Annotated in this window: 13 protein-coding genes; 7 read left to right on the top strand and 6 right to left on the bottom strand. The window is 63.8% G+C overall.

The genetic code is table 11. The features are described 5' to 3' along the window. The first annotated feature begins 101 nt into the window (after nt 1–101). From M4J39_RS01290 to pncB, 6 genes are all read left to right on the top strand, one after another. Complete coding sequence (locus M4J39_RS01290) at nt 102–995, top strand: lysophospholipid acyltransferase family protein (protein WP_256469653.1); 894 nt, start codon at nt 102–104, stop codon at nt 993–995. A gap of 1,181 nt (nt 996–2,176) precedes the next feature. Then, complete coding sequence (locus M4J39_RS23000) at nt 2,177–3,055, top strand: OmpA family protein (protein WP_251726766.1); 879 nt, start codon at nt 2,177–2,179, stop codon at nt 3,053–3,055. A gap of 87 nt (nt 3,056–3,142) precedes the next feature. After that, entirely contained in the window at nt 3,143–3,880 is a 738-nt protein-coding gene (locus tag M4J39_RS01300) for a DUF2182 domain-containing protein (protein ID WP_251725845.1), read from the top strand. 158 nt (nt 3,881–4,038) lie between these two features. Next, nucleotides 4,039–4,755: a phosphatidylcholine/phosphatidylserine synthase gene (locus M4J39_RS01305; protein WP_251725846.1), complete on the top strand. Its 717-nt coding sequence runs from the start codon at nt 4,039–4,041 to the stop codon at nt 4,753–4,755. An 82-nt stretch (nt 4,756–4,837) separates the two neighbouring features. Continuing rightward, nucleotides 4,838–5,560: a TerC family protein gene (locus M4J39_RS01310; protein WP_251725848.1), complete on the top strand. Its 723-nt coding sequence runs from the start codon at nt 4,838–4,840 to the stop codon at nt 5,558–5,560. Between the two features lie 273 nt (nt 5,561–5,833). Further along, on the top strand, nt 5,834–7,138 hold the full coding sequence (pncB, locus tag M4J39_RS01315) for a nicotinate phosphoribosyltransferase (protein ID WP_251725849.1): 1,305 nt from the start codon (nt 5,834–5,836) through the stop codon (nt 7,136–7,138). Nucleotides 7,139–7,214: 76 nt separating this feature from the next. Here the strand turns inward: pncB and accC are convergent, their stop codons facing one another. From accC to M4J39_RS01340, 5 genes are all read right to left on the bottom strand, one after another. Continuing rightward, the gene (gene accC / locus M4J39_RS01320) at nt 7,215–8,567 is read right to left on the bottom strand and encodes an acetyl-CoA carboxylase biotin carboxylase subunit (protein WP_251725851.1); all 1,353 of its coding nucleotides are present in this window, start codon (nt 8,565–8,567) and stop codon (nt 7,215–7,217) included. An 8-nt stretch (nt 8,568–8,575) separates the two neighbouring features. Continuing rightward, nucleotides 8,576–9,058 carry an acetyl-CoA carboxylase biotin carboxyl carrier protein gene (accB, locus tag M4J39_RS01325; protein WP_251725853.1) on the bottom strand — a complete coding sequence of 161 codons (483 nt, stop codon included), beginning with the start codon at nt 9,056–9,058 and terminating at the stop codon, nt 8,576–8,578. 26 nt (nt 9,059–9,084) lie between these two features. Then, nucleotides 9,085–9,528, bottom strand: a complete 444-nt coding sequence (gene aroQ / locus M4J39_RS01330) for a type II 3-dehydroquinate dehydratase (RefSeq protein ID WP_251725854.1) — start codon at nt 9,526–9,528, stop codon at nt 9,085–9,087. A 157-nt stretch (nt 9,529–9,685) separates the two neighbouring features. Further along, nucleotides 9,686–10,450 (bottom strand): DsbA family protein, encoded by a 765-nt coding sequence (locus tag M4J39_RS01335; protein WP_251725855.1) that lies wholly within the window; start codon nt 10,448–10,450, stop codon nt 9,686–9,688. A 35-nt stretch (nt 10,451–10,485) separates the two neighbouring features. Next, complete coding sequence (locus tag M4J39_RS01340; protein ID WP_251725857.1) at nt 10,486–11,844, bottom strand: M48 family metalloprotease; 1,359 nt, start codon at nt 11,842–11,844, stop codon at nt 10,486–10,488. 148 nt (nt 11,845–11,992) lie between these two features. On the opposite strand from M4J39_RS01340, the gene M4J39_RS01345 reads away from it, so the two are divergent. Continuing rightward, complete coding sequence (locus tag M4J39_RS01345) at nt 11,993–13,141, top strand: pyridoxal phosphate-dependent aminotransferase (RefSeq protein ID WP_251725858.1); 1,149 nt, start codon at nt 11,993–11,995, stop codon at nt 13,139–13,141. A gap of 188 nt (nt 13,142–13,329) precedes the next feature. Here M4J39_RS01345 and M4J39_RS01350 read toward each other — a convergent pair whose 3' ends face one another. Continuing rightward, entirely contained in the window at nt 13,330–15,978 is a 2,649-nt protein-coding gene (locus tag M4J39_RS01350) for a ribonuclease E/G (RefSeq protein ID WP_251725859.1), read from the bottom strand. Nucleotides 15,979–15,982: the final 4 nt, after the last annotated feature.

Consider the following 15,982-nt stretch of genomic DNA (forward strand, 5'->3'; position numbering starts at 1 on the left):
GGGAGGGTAAGAAATGGAGTAACAGCTCTTCGCACGATTCAGGCGGCGAACGTAGAGGCACCGCCCATTTCTCGTCTCGTCCGTAGAGAGGCTTAGACGCGTTGGATTATCGACAGGCCAGAACGCAAGCCGGCTTTTGGCTTGAGTATGCCGCGTTGCGGGTGGTCGTGGCGCTGCTCTCCCTCCTCGGGGTCGATCGTGCATCGGCTTTCATGGGGCGCATCTGGAGATGGGTTGCTCGCTTCAACCCGCGCCACGCGCGGGCGGACCAGCATCTCGCCCTAGCCATGCCGGAACTCACCTCGGCACAGCGGAACGGCATTCTGCTGGACATGTGGGAGAATCTCGGACGCACCTTCGCCGAAGGGCTTCTCCTTCCGGACATCGTCGGTCATCCCGAGCGGATTGCCATGAGCGAACAACTGGCCGAAGACATCAAGGCGATCGGGGTGGGCGGTGCGGTTTTCTGCTCTCTGCACCAGGGGAACTGGGAACTGCTCGCTGTTGGCAGCGCCCACGTAGGAAAATCGTTGGTCGGTGTCTATCGGCCGCTCAAGAACCCACTCTCGGAAGCATACTTTCGGTCGCGCCGAGAAACGGCATATCCGGCCGGGTTGGTGGCGGCTGGAACATCCTCGGTGTTGCGAATGCGGTCGCTGGCACGGGGCGGGGCGGCGATTGCCATGATGGCGGATTTGCCGGACGGCAACGGCATTGTGTCTCCGTTCTTCGGCCATCCGGCGCTTCTGTCGAAGCTGCCCGTCACGCTGGCCAGGCGGCTAGGCTTGCCTTTGGTCGTGGCCCATTGCCTGCGTGTCGATGGGGCGCGGTTCCGCATTGATGGGAAGCGCCTGGAGCTGCCGAACACCGACGATCCCGAGGCCGATGTGGAGCAGGCAACGCTCGCCCTTCACGCCACGTTCGAGACGTGGATACGGGACGAGCCCGGCCAGTGGATGTGGGCAACACGCAAGTGGCCCAAGCTCGGACTCTGACTTCTGGTGGGTCGGCGCCCGTTCATCCTGCATTCATGTCAAATCTCTGAATTGACACGCTTTCGCCTCCTTCCTTCCGATTGATGCCCCATTGGCCGGGCAAGCTCCGGAACCGAAGGCCGTCCCCGTCGGTTTCAACGGCTGACGCGCCGAGCTGCGGTCCCGGCAATGTCCGGGCTCCGCACTCCGGGACGGCACAAGGAAGGCTGGAGGATTTCATGACTCGACTGAGAAAGCTGTTGCTGGCCTGTGCGATCGTGCCGCTGTCGCAGATCGTCTCGCAGGCGGCTGCCCGTGCAGAGGAGGGGCCCCTCCTTCTGGCCCAGATCGAACCCGTACCCGCTTGCGAGCCTGGCGATCCCACCTGCGTGCCACCGGAGAAGGTTGCCCCCAAGCAGCCCGAAGCCCAACCGCAAGCCGAGCAGCCGCTCCCCGAGCCGGATGCCGTTCCCCCCGCGCCGGAGCCGGAGGTTCGGCCCGAAGCGCCGGCTCCGGTAATTCAACCCGAGCCGGAGGTCCACCCCGAGCCGGAGGTCCAGCCCGAGCCGGAAGTCCAGCCAGAGCAATCCGAGCCGCAGGCGGAAACACCCGCGCCCCAACCTGAGCCGGAAGTTCGGCCGGAGGGGCCTGCCTCCGAGCCTGCAATCCAACCTGAGGAACCGGCAGTTCAGCCGGACGTGGAGAGTCCCAAGCCTGCTCCGGAAGAGGCGCCCGAGATGACCCCGAGCCCCGAGCCCAAGCCGGAGAGCAGTGAGCCGGAGGCCGAGCGTCCAACCGACGAGCCCGAGGCTGCCCCCCCCAAACCAGAGACCGAGCCGGCACCGAGTTCGGAGCCGCAGCCCGAGTCGTCTCCATCGGAACCGGTTGCTCCGCAGCCGAAGGCTACCCCGGCTCCCGAATCCGAGACTCAACAGACACCTTCAGAACCGCTTCAGCCGGGAGAAACCCCCGAGCCTCCGCGTCCGCCGGTGCCTGACGCCGGCGCGGGCGACACACCGCCTCCGCCCCCGGTTCAGCCAGGCGATCAGCCGCCGATGCCTCCTGAGAATGCCGAAAGGCAGGCTCCTCCGCCGGCGCTCATCGAAAAGTTGGGCAACCCAGGCGCCGCCACGGCGGAGGCCATCGACAGGAGCGTCGATCAGAGGGCCGGCAACATTGGTGATGTCCGACGAGAGCGTCGGGTGATCAGCAACGAGGACGGCGTCCGCGTGACGGTGGAACCCGGTGGCCGCGTTATCGTCCAGAGTGGCGAGCAGGCCGTGATCCGCCATGACGACCGGTCTCGTTTCGACCGGGACGATCGCGATTATCGCGAGCGGCGCACTCGTGGTGGCGGGCGAGAGGTCATCGTGGATACGCGTCACGGCGGCGAAGTGCGGACGCTCTATGATTCCAACGGCATGATGATCCGGCGTGAACGCCGGGACCGTGACGGCGGGGTCCATGTTCTGTTCGACAATCGCAGCTTTGGTCCTGGTCCGGTCGACGAGCCCGCGTGGCATCCGGTCGTGCGGTTGCCGCCGCCGCCCGCCTATGATCTGCCGCGCGAACGCTATCGCGTGGAAATGCGTTCCGCCCCGCCGCGTTACGTGGAAGAGGCGCTGACCGCTCCCCCGCTTGTCGAAGTGCAGCCGGAGTACACGCTCGACCAGGTGATCTACAGCCCCGATCTTCGCGAGCGGGTCAGGTCGGTGGATCTCGACACCATCACCTTCTCCAGCGGAGCATGGGCGGTAGAGAGCAGTCAGGTGCCGGGCATCGAGGCGGTCGCCCGTGGCATTGATGCGGCGCTGCGCCGGAACCCGAACGAAGTATTCCTCGTGGAGGGCTATACCGACGCCGTCGGTTCGGTGGTGGACAACCTCTCGCTGTCGGATCGGCGCGCCGAGGCTGTCGCCAACGTCCTGACCGACCACTACGGCATCCCGCCAGAGAACCTCGTCACGCAAGGCTATGGCGAGAGCTATCTGAAGGTCCGGACGGAACGAGCGGAGCGCGCCAATCGCCGCGTCACCGTGCGTCGCATCACCCCGCTGCTCTCGACCAACGGTCAGCCGTGAGACGATTGCTCCGCATCGCTCTTGTCCGCTAAAAGGAAACCCCGTCCGCCATGGACGGGGTTTTGCTTTGATCGGTAACGCACCCTGATGAACCGCTTCGCCGCCGCGCTCGGCAATCATCCACGTCGCCTTGCAATGGCTGCCGTTCTGTTCATGGCCGCCGCAGGCTGGCTGTGGTTGATCGCTTCCGTCGCCAATGAGGGGCTGGCGGAGGCCCTGATGCCGGCGATGGAGGACTATCTCAGCGCCGGCGGTCTTGCGCTGGGACTCGCCATGTGGGTGGCCATGGTCTTCGCCATGATGCTGCCGACGGCGGCCCCCACCTTCAGGGCATACGCCGATACGGTGGGAGCCGGCACCATGGCCGTGATCGCCGGTTATACGACAATCTGGCTGGCGGCCTCCCTAGTGGCCATGGCCATCCAGATCGGTCTCATCCATCTTGGTGCTCTCGCGCCGCATATGGCGCCGGCCGGTGTCGCGCTTTCAGCGTCCATCCTGATCGCCGCGGGCATATACCAGTTCACCCCCCTGAAATGGGCTTGTCTCTTTCGCTGCCGCAATCCGCGTGTCTCCGATGTGGAGGTCGGGGCGGGTGCCGCGTTCAGGATCGGGGTCGAAGAAGGCTTTGCCTGCCTCGGCTGTTGCTGGGCCATGATGGCGGTGATGTTCGCCACCGGGCTCATGAATCTGGCCGCCATGGCCATCCTCGGCGCTCTCATGGGCGTGGAAAAGCTGATTAGTGGTGTCTGGCTGACGTATTTCCTCGGGGTTTTGTTCATTCTTGCCAGTGTCATCTTGGCGAGCGGCCTCGTCATCGGGTAGATTGTCACCAGATGTAACCATCCGGCAGGATCGGTAAGGTTTTGGGCGATGATCTTTTGGGCTCCGTCGGGCGACGCGCTTCGTCCGTTCATGATGGCTCTCGGCCCGGCCGTCGGTTCGGACGAGAGGAGCGGCGCGCGATGACGGAACTGACACTTGTGACCAGGCATCAAAATGCGTTGATCGCCCTTGCCGTCCACGCCTTCACGGCGAGCGGCATCGTCCTGGCCATGCTGGCGGCCTTCGCCGCCTATAATCTGGACTGGCCGACCTTCTTCATGTGGCTCGGCTTGGCGCTGGTCGTCGATGGCATCGACGGCCCCATTGCGCGCAAGGTGTCCGTCGAAAGCCGTCTGCCGACCTTCTCCGGCGCGGCCTTGGATTTCGTGGTCGACTACGTGACCTATGCCTTTCTGCCGGCGCTCGCCGTCGCAACGGCCGGGTTCACCTCGATTCCCATTGCCCTGGCCTTGGCTGGAATCATCGTCTTCACGTCGGCGATGTATTTTGGCGACACCCGCATGAAGATGAAAAACAACGCCTTCAGGGGCTTCCCCGTGGTCTGGAACGGCGTGGTTTTCCTTTATTTCGTCTTCGATCTCAACCAGTTCGCGGTCATCGGCATCACCGTCGCCCTGTCAATCCTGACATTTGCCCCGATCGCCTTCGTGCATCCGGTGCGGGTCGAGAAGTGGCGGCCGCTGACGCTTGCGGTGACGCTGGTCTGGTTCCTGTTCGCGGCAGCGGCGCTGGCGTGGGAACTGAATCCGCCGATCGGCGTTGAGATCGGTCTGGCGCTTTCCACGGCATACCTGACGTTCGTCGCGGCCGTGCAGCAATTTATCGACAAGTTCTTTGGCACCGGAAAAGCTTGACGCGAGGAAAGGCAGCTAGCGCCTTTCTCATGTTCTCGGAACTCAGCGACGCCGACGGCCATCTTTGGGATTGACCGCCTCAATGCTTGATCTCGTTTTCAACGCCAGTGCCTGGGCCAGCCTCCTGACTCTCACCGTCATGGAGATTGTCCTCGGGATCGACAATCTCGTTTTCATTTCAGTGTTGACCAGTCGGCTTCCGACGGACGCCGCGCGAAAGGCGAGGGCGCTCGGCCTGTCGATGGCGCTGGTCTTCCGAATTCTGCTCCTCATTACCCTGTCATGGTTGATCGGGCTGACGGCGCCGGTGTTCTCCCTGTTCGGACACGACTTCTCCTGGCGCGACCTCATCCTTCTCGCTGGCGGCCTGTTCCTGCTCTACAAGGCGACGCACGAGATCCACGCCGGCATAGAGGGGGAGGAGGACGACAGCGGTAACGTGGTCCACGCTGCCTTCGGCGCCACCGTGGCGCAGATCATCGCCATCGATATCGTCTTCTCGATCGACAGCATCATCACGGCGATTGGCATGGCCGAGCACGTGCCGGTGATGATTCTGGCCGTCGTCATCGCGATGATCATCATGTTCGTGGCGTCCGAGCCGATATCGAACTTCATTCACAAGCATCCGACGACAAAGATGCTGGCCCTCTCATTCCTTCTCTTGATCGGCGTATCGTTGGTCGCCGACGGCGTCGGCTTCCACGTGCCGCGTGCCTACATCTACTTCGCCATGGCCTTCTCGGCGGGCGTCGAGATGATCAACATCCTGGCCAGCCGCAAGCGTCGCAAGGCCAAGGCCTGAGGGCGAGGGAAATCGAGAATGTGAAAGAGGGCGGCGGCTCGATCCACCCGCCCTTTGCATTGTGCGATTTCAAGGTGGCATGGACCGCTCTGTCCGTTTGTTATCACATCGGTTTCGAGGCGGACCCGTCCAGTCTCGCGATCGACCGACTAGGCGTTTATACGGATTTCGCTTGGGTTCTAGATCGTTTCAGGCTACCCCTCTGTCAGGTGGCGCCTCGTCGGCGTTTTTCGACGTTCATGGGTCGCCTCGCTTCGTCACGGGTATTGACCGATGAGCACCACCGATATCGCCAAGCGGGTTCACGACCATAACTGGAAGCTCGACCCAATCATCCGCAGTCTGCTCGACACGGACATCTACAAGTTCCTGATGCAGCAGCTGATCTGGAAGCGTTACCGCGACGTCGACGTCACCTTCTCCCTGATCAATCGGGCAAGCAGCATCCGTCTGGCCGACGACATCGACGAGGGCGAGCTTCGGGCCCAGCTCGACTATGCGCGCTCGCTTAGAATCGGCAAGAAGGAGTGGATCTGGCTCGCCGGCAACACCTTCTACGGCAAGCGGCAGATCTTCGCGCCGGAGTATCTGGAATTTCTGCGCGATTTTCAGCTGCCACCTTACGAACTCAGGAAGGCCGACGGCCAGTACCATCTCGAGTTCCACGGGCCCTGGACCCACACGACCATGTGGGAAATCCCGGCGCTGGCCATCATCAACGAGTTGCGCTCTCGTTCGGTGATGAAGACCATGCGCCGCTTCGAACTCGACGTTCTCTATGCGCGCGCCAAAGCCAAGCTGTGGAGCAAGGTGGAGCGACTCAGAGCCTTTCCGGACATCAAGATTGCAGACTTCGGCAGCCGTCGCCGCCATTCGCATCTCTGGCAGGATTGGTGCGTCAACGCGCTGAAAGAAGGGCTCGGCCCGTCGTTCATCGGCACGTCAAACGTTCTGTTGGCGATGAAGAGCGACCTCGAGGCCATCGGCACCAACGCTCATGAGTTGCCGATGGCTATGGCCGCCCTTGCCGACACCGAGGACGAGTTGCGCCATTCGCCTTATCGGGTACTGCGCGACTGGCAGGAGCTTTATGACGGCAACCTGCTGGTGGTTCTGCCGGATGCCTTTGGTACCGCGTCCTTTCTGCGCGACGCGCCGGATTGGGTTGCCGACTGGAAAGGGTTCCGTCCAGATAGCGCCGATCCGGTCGAAGGTGGAGAGGAGATCGTCGCCTGGTGGAAGTCGAAGGGGAGGGATCCGCGCGACAAGCTGATCGTCTTTTCCGACGGTCTCGACGTCGAGGAGATCGAACGCGTCTACACCCACTTCCGCGGTCGCGTTCACATGAGCTTTGGCTGGGGAACCAACCTCACCAACGATTTCCAGGATTGCGCTCCACAGCCGACTGACGACTTCGATGCGATCTCTCTTGTCTGCAAGGTGACGCAGGTGAACGGGCGACCGGCCGTGAAGCTTTCCGATAACCCGGAAAAGGCAACAGGCGATCCGGCCGAGATCGCCCGTTATCTGCGGGTGTTCGGCGATGCGGGACGGGTCAAGCGACCTGTGCTCGTGTAACTTCGGCTGATACGTCAACGCCGCCCGTGAGGGCGGCGTCTTGCATCTCGGCTTAGGCTGTTTCGGCTTGGTCCTGTCAGGCCTCGAAAGGCTTGGTCGCCAGCCACTTCTCCAGCCAGTGGATGTCATAGGCGCCATCAATGATGTCGGCGTTCTTTAGCATGTGGTTGAAAAGCGGGATCGTAGAGTCGATGCCGTCGACGACGAACTCATCGAGGCAGCGCCGCAGGCGCATCAGGCATTCGACACGGTTGCGACCGTGAACGATCAGCTTGCCGATCATGCTGTCGTAGTAGGGTGGGATCGTGTAGCCCTGATAGACGCCGCTGTCGACGCGAACCCCCAATCCACCCGGGGGATGCCAATAAGTGATCTTGCCGGGCGACGGCGCAAACGTGGCGGCGTTCTCCGCGTTGATGCGGCATTCGATGGCGTGGCCGTTGAAATGGACGTCCGACTGGCGGAAGCCCAGCGCTTGGCCCGAGGCCACCTTGATCTGCTCGTTGACGAGATCGATGCCGGTGATCATCTCCGTCACCGGGTGTTCCACCTGCAGGCGGGTGTTCATCTCGATGAAGTAGAACTCGCCGTTCTCGTAGAGGAACTCGATCGTGCCGGCGCCGGAATAGTTCAGCTCGGCCATGGCGTTGGCGACGATGTTGCCGATCCTGGCGCGCTCGTCGTCATTGAGGGCCGGCGAGCGGGCCTCTTCCATGACCTTCTGGTGGCGGCGCTGCAGCGAGCAGTCGCGCTCGCCGAGATGTACCGCATTGCCCTGGCCGTCACCCAGAACCTGCAACTCGATATGGCGCGGCTTCAGGAGGTACTTCTCGATGTACACAGCGTCGTCGCCGAAGGCGTTCTTCGCCTCGGTCTTGGCGGCCGACATCGCCGACGGCAGTTCTGCTTCGGTCATGGCGACGCGCATGCCGCGACCGCCGCCACCCGCCGACGCCTTCACCAGAACCGGATAGCCGATCTCGGCGGCGATGCGCAGGGCATCCTCTTCGGATTCGACGGCGCCATCCGAACCGGGCACCACCGGGATGCCGAGGCGCTTGGCGGTTGCCTTGGCCTCGATCTTGTCGCCCATGATGCGGATGTGATCCGCCGAAGGCCCGATGAAGGCAATGTTGTGGGCGGCCAGGATATCGGCGAAGCGGGCATTCTCGCTGAGAAACCCATAGCCGGGGTGAACCGCTTCGGCGCCGGTGATCTCGCAGGCCGCGACGATGTTGGGAATGTTGAGGTAGCTTTCGCGCACTGGCGCCGGGCCGATACAGACGCTTTCGTCGGCGAGGCGGACGTGCATGGCGTTGGCGTCGGCCGTCGAATGGACGGCGACGGTGCCGATGCCGAGCTCCTTGCAGGCGCGCAGCACCCGAAGGGCGATTTCGCCGCGGTTGGCGATGAGGATCTTCTCGAACATGGGGCCGGTCACTCGATGATCAGCAGCGGCTCGCCGAACTCGACCGGCTGGCCGTTCTCGACGAAGATGGCGGTGACGCGGCCGGCGCGCGGCGCCGGAATGTGGTTGAGATGCTTCATGGCCTCGATGATCATCACCGTCTGGCCTTCCTTCACCGTGTCGCCAACTTCGACGAAGGATCGCGCGCCCGGCTCCGGAGCCAGGTAGGCGGTGCCGACCATCGGTGAGGGGACCGCACCGGGATTGGCTGCGGGATCGGCGGCCTTCGGCGCCTCGACGGCCACGGGCGCCGCGGCGACGACAGGGGCGCCCCCCGCAGGCATCGCGCTCGGCGGGGCCCAGCCGCCACCCTGGGTAATGGTGACCGGCGCCGCCGTCCGAGCCACGCGGATCTTCAGCTTCTCCTGCTCCACCTCGATCTCGGTGAGGTTGGTCTCGTCGAGGATGTTGGCAAGCTGGCGGATCAGTTCGTAGTCAAAGGTCTGGGGCATCGGTTCTCACCGGATTGGGACGGCGGTCACCCTTTCAGGAGACCGGCGAGGGCTTCGAGCGCGAGAGTGTAGCCAAGAGGGCCAAGGCCGACGATCACTCCGGCCGCCACGGGCGACACAAAGGATCGATGCCGGAAACTCTCGCGGGCATGGACGTTGGAAATATGAACTTCGATCAGGGGAACACCGGTCCCCTTGATCGCGTCGTGGAGGGCGATTGAGGTGTGCGTATAGGCGCCGGGGTTCATCACCACGCCGGCACCGCGCCGTCCCGCTTCCTGGATCCAGTCGACGAGGACGCCCTCATGGTTGGACTGACGAAACTCGACGGCTGAAAACCCCAGCTCGGCAGCCTTCTCGCGGCAGTTCGCCTCGATGTCGGCAAGGGTCAGCGATCCGTAGATGCCCGGTTCTCGCGTTCCGAGAAGATTGAGGTTCGGTCCGTTGAGGATGAACGCTTCAATGGGCAATCGGTCGGTTCCCTTTCAAGGCCGGAACAGGGGAGGCCGCAACCCACCGGTGGGCGTTGGCCGGCTTCCTTATAGGCATATGCCGCTCCGAAAAAAAGAGGCAGCGCCGATTCATCCCCGTCTGTAGGGCGAGGTTATGTCCAGCCCCGACCAAAGATCAGCAGGTCGTCTTGCCGCAGGTGCGCATGGCCTCGATTCTGCGGTTCAGGTCGGCGAAGCCGACGGCGCCATAGACCATCTCGTCGCCGATGATGTAGGCGGGGGTGCCGTTGATGTTGAGCTTGCGAGCGAGATCGTAGGAGTGGTTGATCGCCTCAGCGACCGCCTGCGTACCGGCCGTCTCCTTTACCTTCGCTTCGTCGAGGCCGGCCTTCGCCGCCGCCGCCAGCGCGCGGTCGCCGTCGGCCTGACCCCGGATTCCCATCAGCTCGAAGTGAAAGGCTTCGTAGGCCTTGGGGTCGAGAATGTTGACGGCCGCCGCTACCTTGGCCGCTTCGACCGATCCTTCGCTCAGGATGGGAAACTCCTTGAGGATGATCTTGACGTCCTTTTCCTTGTCTAGGATGGCGCGGGTATCGGAAAGGGCCTTCTTGCAGTAGCCGCAGTTGTAGTCGAAGAACTCGACCAGGGCGATCTTCGCGTTGGGATCGCCGAGGACCGCCTGGTACGGCGAAGAGAAGATGGCCTCCTTGTTCGCCTGGATGGCGTCGACCCGTCCCTGCTCCTCGGCTGCCTTGTTGCGCGCTTCGAGCGCCTGCAGGGCCTCGGTGATCACTTCGGGATGCTCGAGCAGGTAGGACTTCACGACGTCGCCGATCGCTGCCTTCTGGCTGTCGGTGAACTCCTCGGCGGAAGCGGCGAAGGGAAGGAGAGCCGCAGCGACCAGCGTGGCCGACAGTACTTTCCGGAAATGGGCAAACATGCGACTGCTCCTCGTTCCAGGCGGTGGAAGCCTGGTTATCTTGGTATCTTGTAGGTGATGATGTCGTCGGCGCGCAGCCAGGCCGGCGAGCCGGTCTTCAGCTTCTCCTGCGCGCGGATGGCGTATTTCTTGGCGGTCTCGATGTCGCCCGAGGCGAAGCTCCCTTGCGCGGAGGCAAGATCGGCCATGGCGATGTTGTCCTTGCGCGCATAGGCGATGGCAAGCTGCCGATAGCCGACGGGCTGGTCCGGGTCGTCGCCGATACCCTTGGTGAGCATGGCGATCGCCTCGTCGGTCAGCTTGCCGTCCCCGGTGCCTACAAGAGCCTGACCCAGCAGGACGCGGATGGGGCCGGCGTTCGGCGCCAGCGACACGGCTTTCCTGAGGGGCGCCAAGGCCTCTCTCGGCTTGCCGGTCTCCAGCAGAATCTGCCCCTTGAGTTCCCAGAAATAGGGGTTGTTGGGGGATCGCTTGATCAGCGCGTCCATTCGGCCGATCGCCGACTTGGAGTCGGCGAAGCGGTAGGCGACGATGGCGCGGGCATAATCGGCGGCAAGGCTGGTGTCGGACGGTGGATAGAGCCGCATCACGCTTTGGGCGTTGCGAGTAAAGGCGGCGAACTTGGCCCGAACGAGATCGTGCCGCGCCTGGAGCGACGGACTGTCGGCCTTGTCGAAGTATTTCGACTTGCGGGCCATCTCGTCGATCATGGCGATGCGGTCGGCGGCCAGGGGGTGGCTTTGGATATACGGGTCGATATGGGCCGACATGAACATCTGCTGATCGGCGAAGCGCTTGAAGGTGTCCAGCATGCCCTTTGCCGATTGACCGGTTTGGGCAAGATACTTCAGCGCCAGCTGATCGGCGGCGGTCTCGTTCTCGCGAGCATACATCAGGAGGCCACGTTGGCCGAACTGCATTCCGCCTGTGGCCAGGGCACCCACCGCCCCGCCGCCGCCGCCCGCCGCACCCGCCGCGACGCCACCCAGCATGGCGAGCGCCGAAAGAATCTGCATTCGGCGGATCTCCGCTCGCAGTTGGGCGAGATGGTTCGCTGCGAGATGACCGATCTCGTGCGCCAGCACGCCGATCAGTTCGTTGGGCGTCGTGGAGTCGATGATGGCCCCGGCGTTGACGAAGATATGCCGGCTGTCGGCGACGAAGGCATTGAAGGTATCGTCATTGACCAGCTTGACCTGGACCGTGGCTGCGCCGAGGCCGGCCGCCTTCAGCAGGGGGCGCGTGTAGTCGGCGATCAGCGCTTCCGCTTCCGCGTCGCGCAGCAGCGATATACTGCGGCTCCTCTCGACGGAGAGCGCGGGTAGAGTGGACGAAAATGCGAGCGCCGCCGCTGTGACGACGGCGACGGAGGTGCGGCGGAAGCTCTTCATCATCGCGCGATTCACTATCGGAAGTCTCGTCAGTGTGTCCGTAGCCTGATAAAGGGCAGAACGCGTCCCGGGCGCAACGGAAAAATCAGACGCGCCCAACCCACGATACATTGCGATCCATCTCTGGCAAAATCTTGGAGGCGAGGGGAGAATGCGGGTTTCGCGACGAAGTGATGTGGCTCCTTTCCTCGCCATGGACGTACTGTCCGACGCCAATCGCCTTGCCCGCGAGGGCCGAAGCATCCTTCACATGGAACTCGGCGAACCCGGTACACCGGTGCCGGCCGCCGTTCGTGCCGCCGCCGAAGAAGCGCTGAATCGCGGCCGCATCGGCTATACCGAGGCGCTTGGCATTCCCGATCTGCGCGCCCGTATCGCACGCCTTTATGCCGATCGTTATGGCGTCGACGTGCCGGCCGGACGGGTCGCGGTCACGGCAGGCTCGTCGGGCGCGTTCAATCTCGCTTTCCTTGCCATGTTCGATGTTGGCGATCGCGTGGGGTTGCCGACTCCGGGCTATCCCGCCTATCGCAACATCCTGACCGCGCTCGGCCTCGAAGTCGTCGAGATCCCGACGACCGCCGACGCGCGCTGGCAGGCGAGCGCTGCCGCAATCGAGAAGGCGCATGCGGAACGGCCACTCGCCGGAATCGTCGTGGCGAGCCCCAACAATCCCTCGGGAACCATGATGACGCGCGAAGGTCTCAAGGCGCTGGTCGGTGCCTGTCGGGACATGAAGATCACCCTCGTCATGGACGAGATCTACCACGGCCTCGTCTATGCCGGCGACGAGGTGACGGCGCTCGAGTTCTCCGACGACGTCGTGGTCGTGAACTCCTTCTCCAAGTATTTCTGCATGACCGGCTGGCGCGTCGGCTGGATGGTGTTGCCGGAACGCCTGGTGCGGCCGGTCGAACGTATCGCCCAGAACCTCTTCATCTCGCCGTCGGAGTTGTCGCAACGCGCCGCCCTTGGTGCCTTCGAGGCCAGCGAGGAACTCGAAGCGGTCAAGGCCGGCTATGAGGCCAGCCGCCGACTGCTTCTACGGCGAATGCCCGAGATCGGCCTCGATCGCTTTCTGCCGGTTGACGGTGCCTTCTATTTCTACGCCGATGTCAGCCGCCACACCAACGACAGTCTCGATTTCTGTCGCCGCATGCTGCACGAGGCGGGCGTCGCGGCGACTCCAGGGCTCGACTTCGATACCGGGCGCGGCTCGTCCTATGTTCGCTTTTCCTTTGCCGGACGGACCGACGAGATCGCGGAAGCCTGCGAACGAATTGGCGCCTGGCTGAAATAGCCGCGCACGCTCGCCTCCATCCAGGCCATGGTACCTTGCGTCGCCACGCCGGGGCTCCGTTCGTGTCGGCGTTGTCGGTATGGGTCGACCTCGATCGATTGGTCGACATGCAATGTCGATGCGACAGATGCGAAAAGACCGCCCAGGATGGACCGGGGCGGTCTCGATCGATGTTCCGTGCGCTCCCGTCAGAAGAAGGAGCGGCGCTGCCACCAGCCCGTCTTCTTCGGGTGATTGCTCTCGGGTTCCGGCTCGGGCTCGGGTTCCGGCTCGGGTTGCAGCACCGGCTCGTTGGCCTCGATCGACTTCTCTACCAGTTCCGCGACGCTTTCAAGCGGCGTATGGGCAGGCGCAGCCGCCTCCGACACCTCTGCTGGAGCCTCTTCGCTCTCGTCAGCCAGCGTCTCCACAGGCTCGTCGTTCACCACACTCGGAGCAACCGTCGCTCCCGCTTCGGCAGCATCCGCAACGGGGAGGACTTCGGCTTCGGTTCCGCTTTCAGCCTCATCTCCCGCCGTCTGGGTGGCAGCAGGCTCGCCATCCTGGGCAGTGGCCGTGGACTCGGAGCCGACGTCTTCCTCAAGCTGATGCCGACGGCGGCCACCGCGACGGCCGCGACGACGCGACCTGCGGCGCTGTTCGCCCTCGCTGTCGCCCTCGGCGCGGGCCTCGCGGTCGTCCTCTTCGGAACCTTCGTCGTCGCCCTCGGGAGAGGACTGCTCGGCGCCGTCTCCGGCCGCATCCTGGCTGTCACCGTTGGCGGCTTCGCCGCCCTCCGTCCGCCGGCGGCGACGCCGCCGACGCTTGCGGCGGGCATCGCCGTCGCCGCGCTCTTCACGGGACGATTGGGTCTTCTCGGCCTCGGCCTCCTCGTCGTCCTCTTCCTCGATATCCTCGTCGATGTCCTCGTCATACGGCTGCACGCTTTCGGGCGTCAGCGTCGGCGCGGCCGGCGGCGGCGCAGGGTTGAGGATGATCTCGCCGCGTTCTACGGCGAAATGCTGCGAACCGAGGTGCTCGTCGGCCGAGATGGTGATCGTGAGACCGAAGCGAGTCTCCAGATCGGAAAGGTGCTTGCGCTTCTGGTTGAGTATGTAGAGCGCCACCGCGGACCGGGTGCGGACGGTCAGGTGATGCGTCACGCCCTTGATCAGCAGATCTTCGAGCGAGCGCAGCACGTGCAGCGCCACGCTTTCGGTGGAGCGGACGATGCCTGCGCCCAGACAGTGCGGGCAGAGCTCGGTGGAGCCTTCCAGCACGCCGGTGCGAATGCGCTGGCGGCTCATCTCCATCAGGCCGAAGTGCGAGATGCGGCCCACCTGAATGCGGGCACGATCGTTCTTCAGGCAGTCCTTGAGCTTGCGCTCGACCGCCTTGTTGTTCTTGGCCTCTTCCATGTCGATGAAATCGATCACGATGAGGCCCGCGAGGTCGCGCAGGCGGAGCTGGCGAGCCACCTCCTCAGCAGCCTCGAGGTTGGTGGCGAGCGCCGTGTCCTCGATGTTGTGCTCGCGCGTCGACCGGCCCGAGTTGACGTCGATGGCGACGAGCGCTTCGGTCTGGTTGATGACGAGATAGCCGCCGGACTTCAGAGTCACCTGGGGCGAGAACATCGCATCGAGCTGCGGTTCAACGCCGAAGCGGCCGAAGACGGGGATCGGGTCGCGATAGGGCTGAACATTCTTGGCATGGCTCGGCATGAGCATGCGCATGAAGTCCTTGGCCTCGCGGTAGGAGTCTTCGCCGGCCACCAGAACTTCGTCGATGTCCTTGTTGTAGAGGTCGCGAATCGACCGCTTGACCAGCGAACCTTCCTCGTAGACGAGGTTCGGCGCGGACGAGCGAAGCGTCAGCTCGCGGACGTTCTCCCACAGGCGAAGGAGGTACTCGAAGTCGCGCTTGATCTCGGTTTTTGTCCGGGCGGCGCCGGCCGTCCTGAGAATGACTCCCATGCCCTCCGGCACGTCGAGCTCGTGGGCGATCTCCTTGAGGCGCTTGCGGTCCTGCACGTTGGTGATCTTGCGCGAAATGCCGCCACCCCGGCCGGAGTTGGGCATCAGTACCGAATAGCGGCCGGCCAGAGAAAGATAGGTGGTCAGCGCGGCACCCTTGGTGCCACGCTCTTCCTTGACGACCTGGACCAGCAGCACTTGGCGCCGCTTGATGACTTCCTGGATGCGATACTGACGGGCACGACGAACGCGGCGCTCAGGCACCTCTTCCAGCGCGTCTTCGGCGCCGACGCTCTCGACGTGCTCTTCCTCGTCGTCGCTCGTCCGTTCTTCGCCATCGTCATTGATGGTCTCGACCGACTGGTCGTCGTGAATGTCGATGATGCCGCCCGTCTCGAGCGTGGGCACTTCGTCGTCGACCGGCTCGATGACTGGAGTTGCCTCGATGACGCTCGCCGCTTCGACCGGCTGCGGCTCGCCGTCCTCGGCGGGCGTCTCGCTCACGGTCTCGGCGGGACGGGCCGCAGCTTTCGCCGCCTGGGCACGCGCCTGCCGGTCACGGTGCATCCGGGCGCGCCGCTCGGCCTCTTCACGCTCCTCGGCCTCTTCAGCCTCGATCAGAGCCTGACGATCCGCCTGCGGGATCTGGTAGTAGTCCGGGTGAATCTCGGAGAAAGCCAAAAAGCCGTGGCGATTGCCGCCATACTCCACAAAGGCTGCCTGCAGGGACGGCTCGACGCGCGTCACCTTGGCGAGATAGATGTTTCCTCTGAGCTGCTTCCTGGTCGCCGATTCGAAATCGAATTCCTCAACGCGGTGTCCACGCACCACAACCACCCGGGTCTCCTCCGGGTGGGTGGCATCGATCAGCATCTTGTTTGCCATTAAG

The sequence above is a fragment of the Pleomorphomonas sp. NRK KF1 genome, assembly GCF_023721755.1.
Classification (GTDB): Bacteria; Pseudomonadota; Alphaproteobacteria; order Rhizobiales; family Pleomorphomonadaceae; genus Pleomorphomonas.

Coding starts and splice junctions, on each gene's coding strand:
- M4J39_RS01350 (WP_251725859.1), bottom strand. CDS start 15,978: ATGGCAAACAAGATGCTGATCGATGCCACCCACCCGGAGGAGACCCGG.
- M4J39_RS01310 (WP_251725848.1), top strand. CDS start 4,838: ATGCTTGATCTCGTTTTCAACGCCAGTGCCTGGGCCAGCCTCCTGACT.
- accB (WP_251725853.1), bottom strand. CDS start 9,058: ATGCCCCAGACCTTTGACTACGAACTGATCCGCCAGCTTGCCAACATC.
- M4J39_RS01335 (WP_251725855.1), bottom strand. CDS start 10,450: ATGTTTGCCCATTTCCGGAAAGTACTGTCGGCCACGCTGGTCGCTGCG.
- accC (WP_251725851.1), bottom strand. CDS start 8,567: ATGTTCGAGAAGATCCTCATCGCCAACCGCGGCGAAATCGCCCTTCGG.
- M4J39_RS01340 (WP_251725857.1), bottom strand. CDS start 11,844: ATGATGAAGAGCTTCCGCCGCACCTCCGTCGCCGTCGTCACAGCGGCG.
- M4J39_RS01345 (WP_251725858.1), top strand. CDS start 11,993: ATGCGGGTTTCGCGACGAAGTGATGTGGCTCCTTTCCTCGCCATGGAC.
- pncB (WP_251725849.1), top strand. CDS start 5,834: ATGAGCACCACCGATATCGCCAAGCGGGTTCACGACCATAACTGGAAG.
- M4J39_RS01300 (WP_251725845.1), top strand. CDS start 3,143: ATGAACCGCTTCGCCGCCGCGCTCGGCAATCATCCACGTCGCCTTGCA.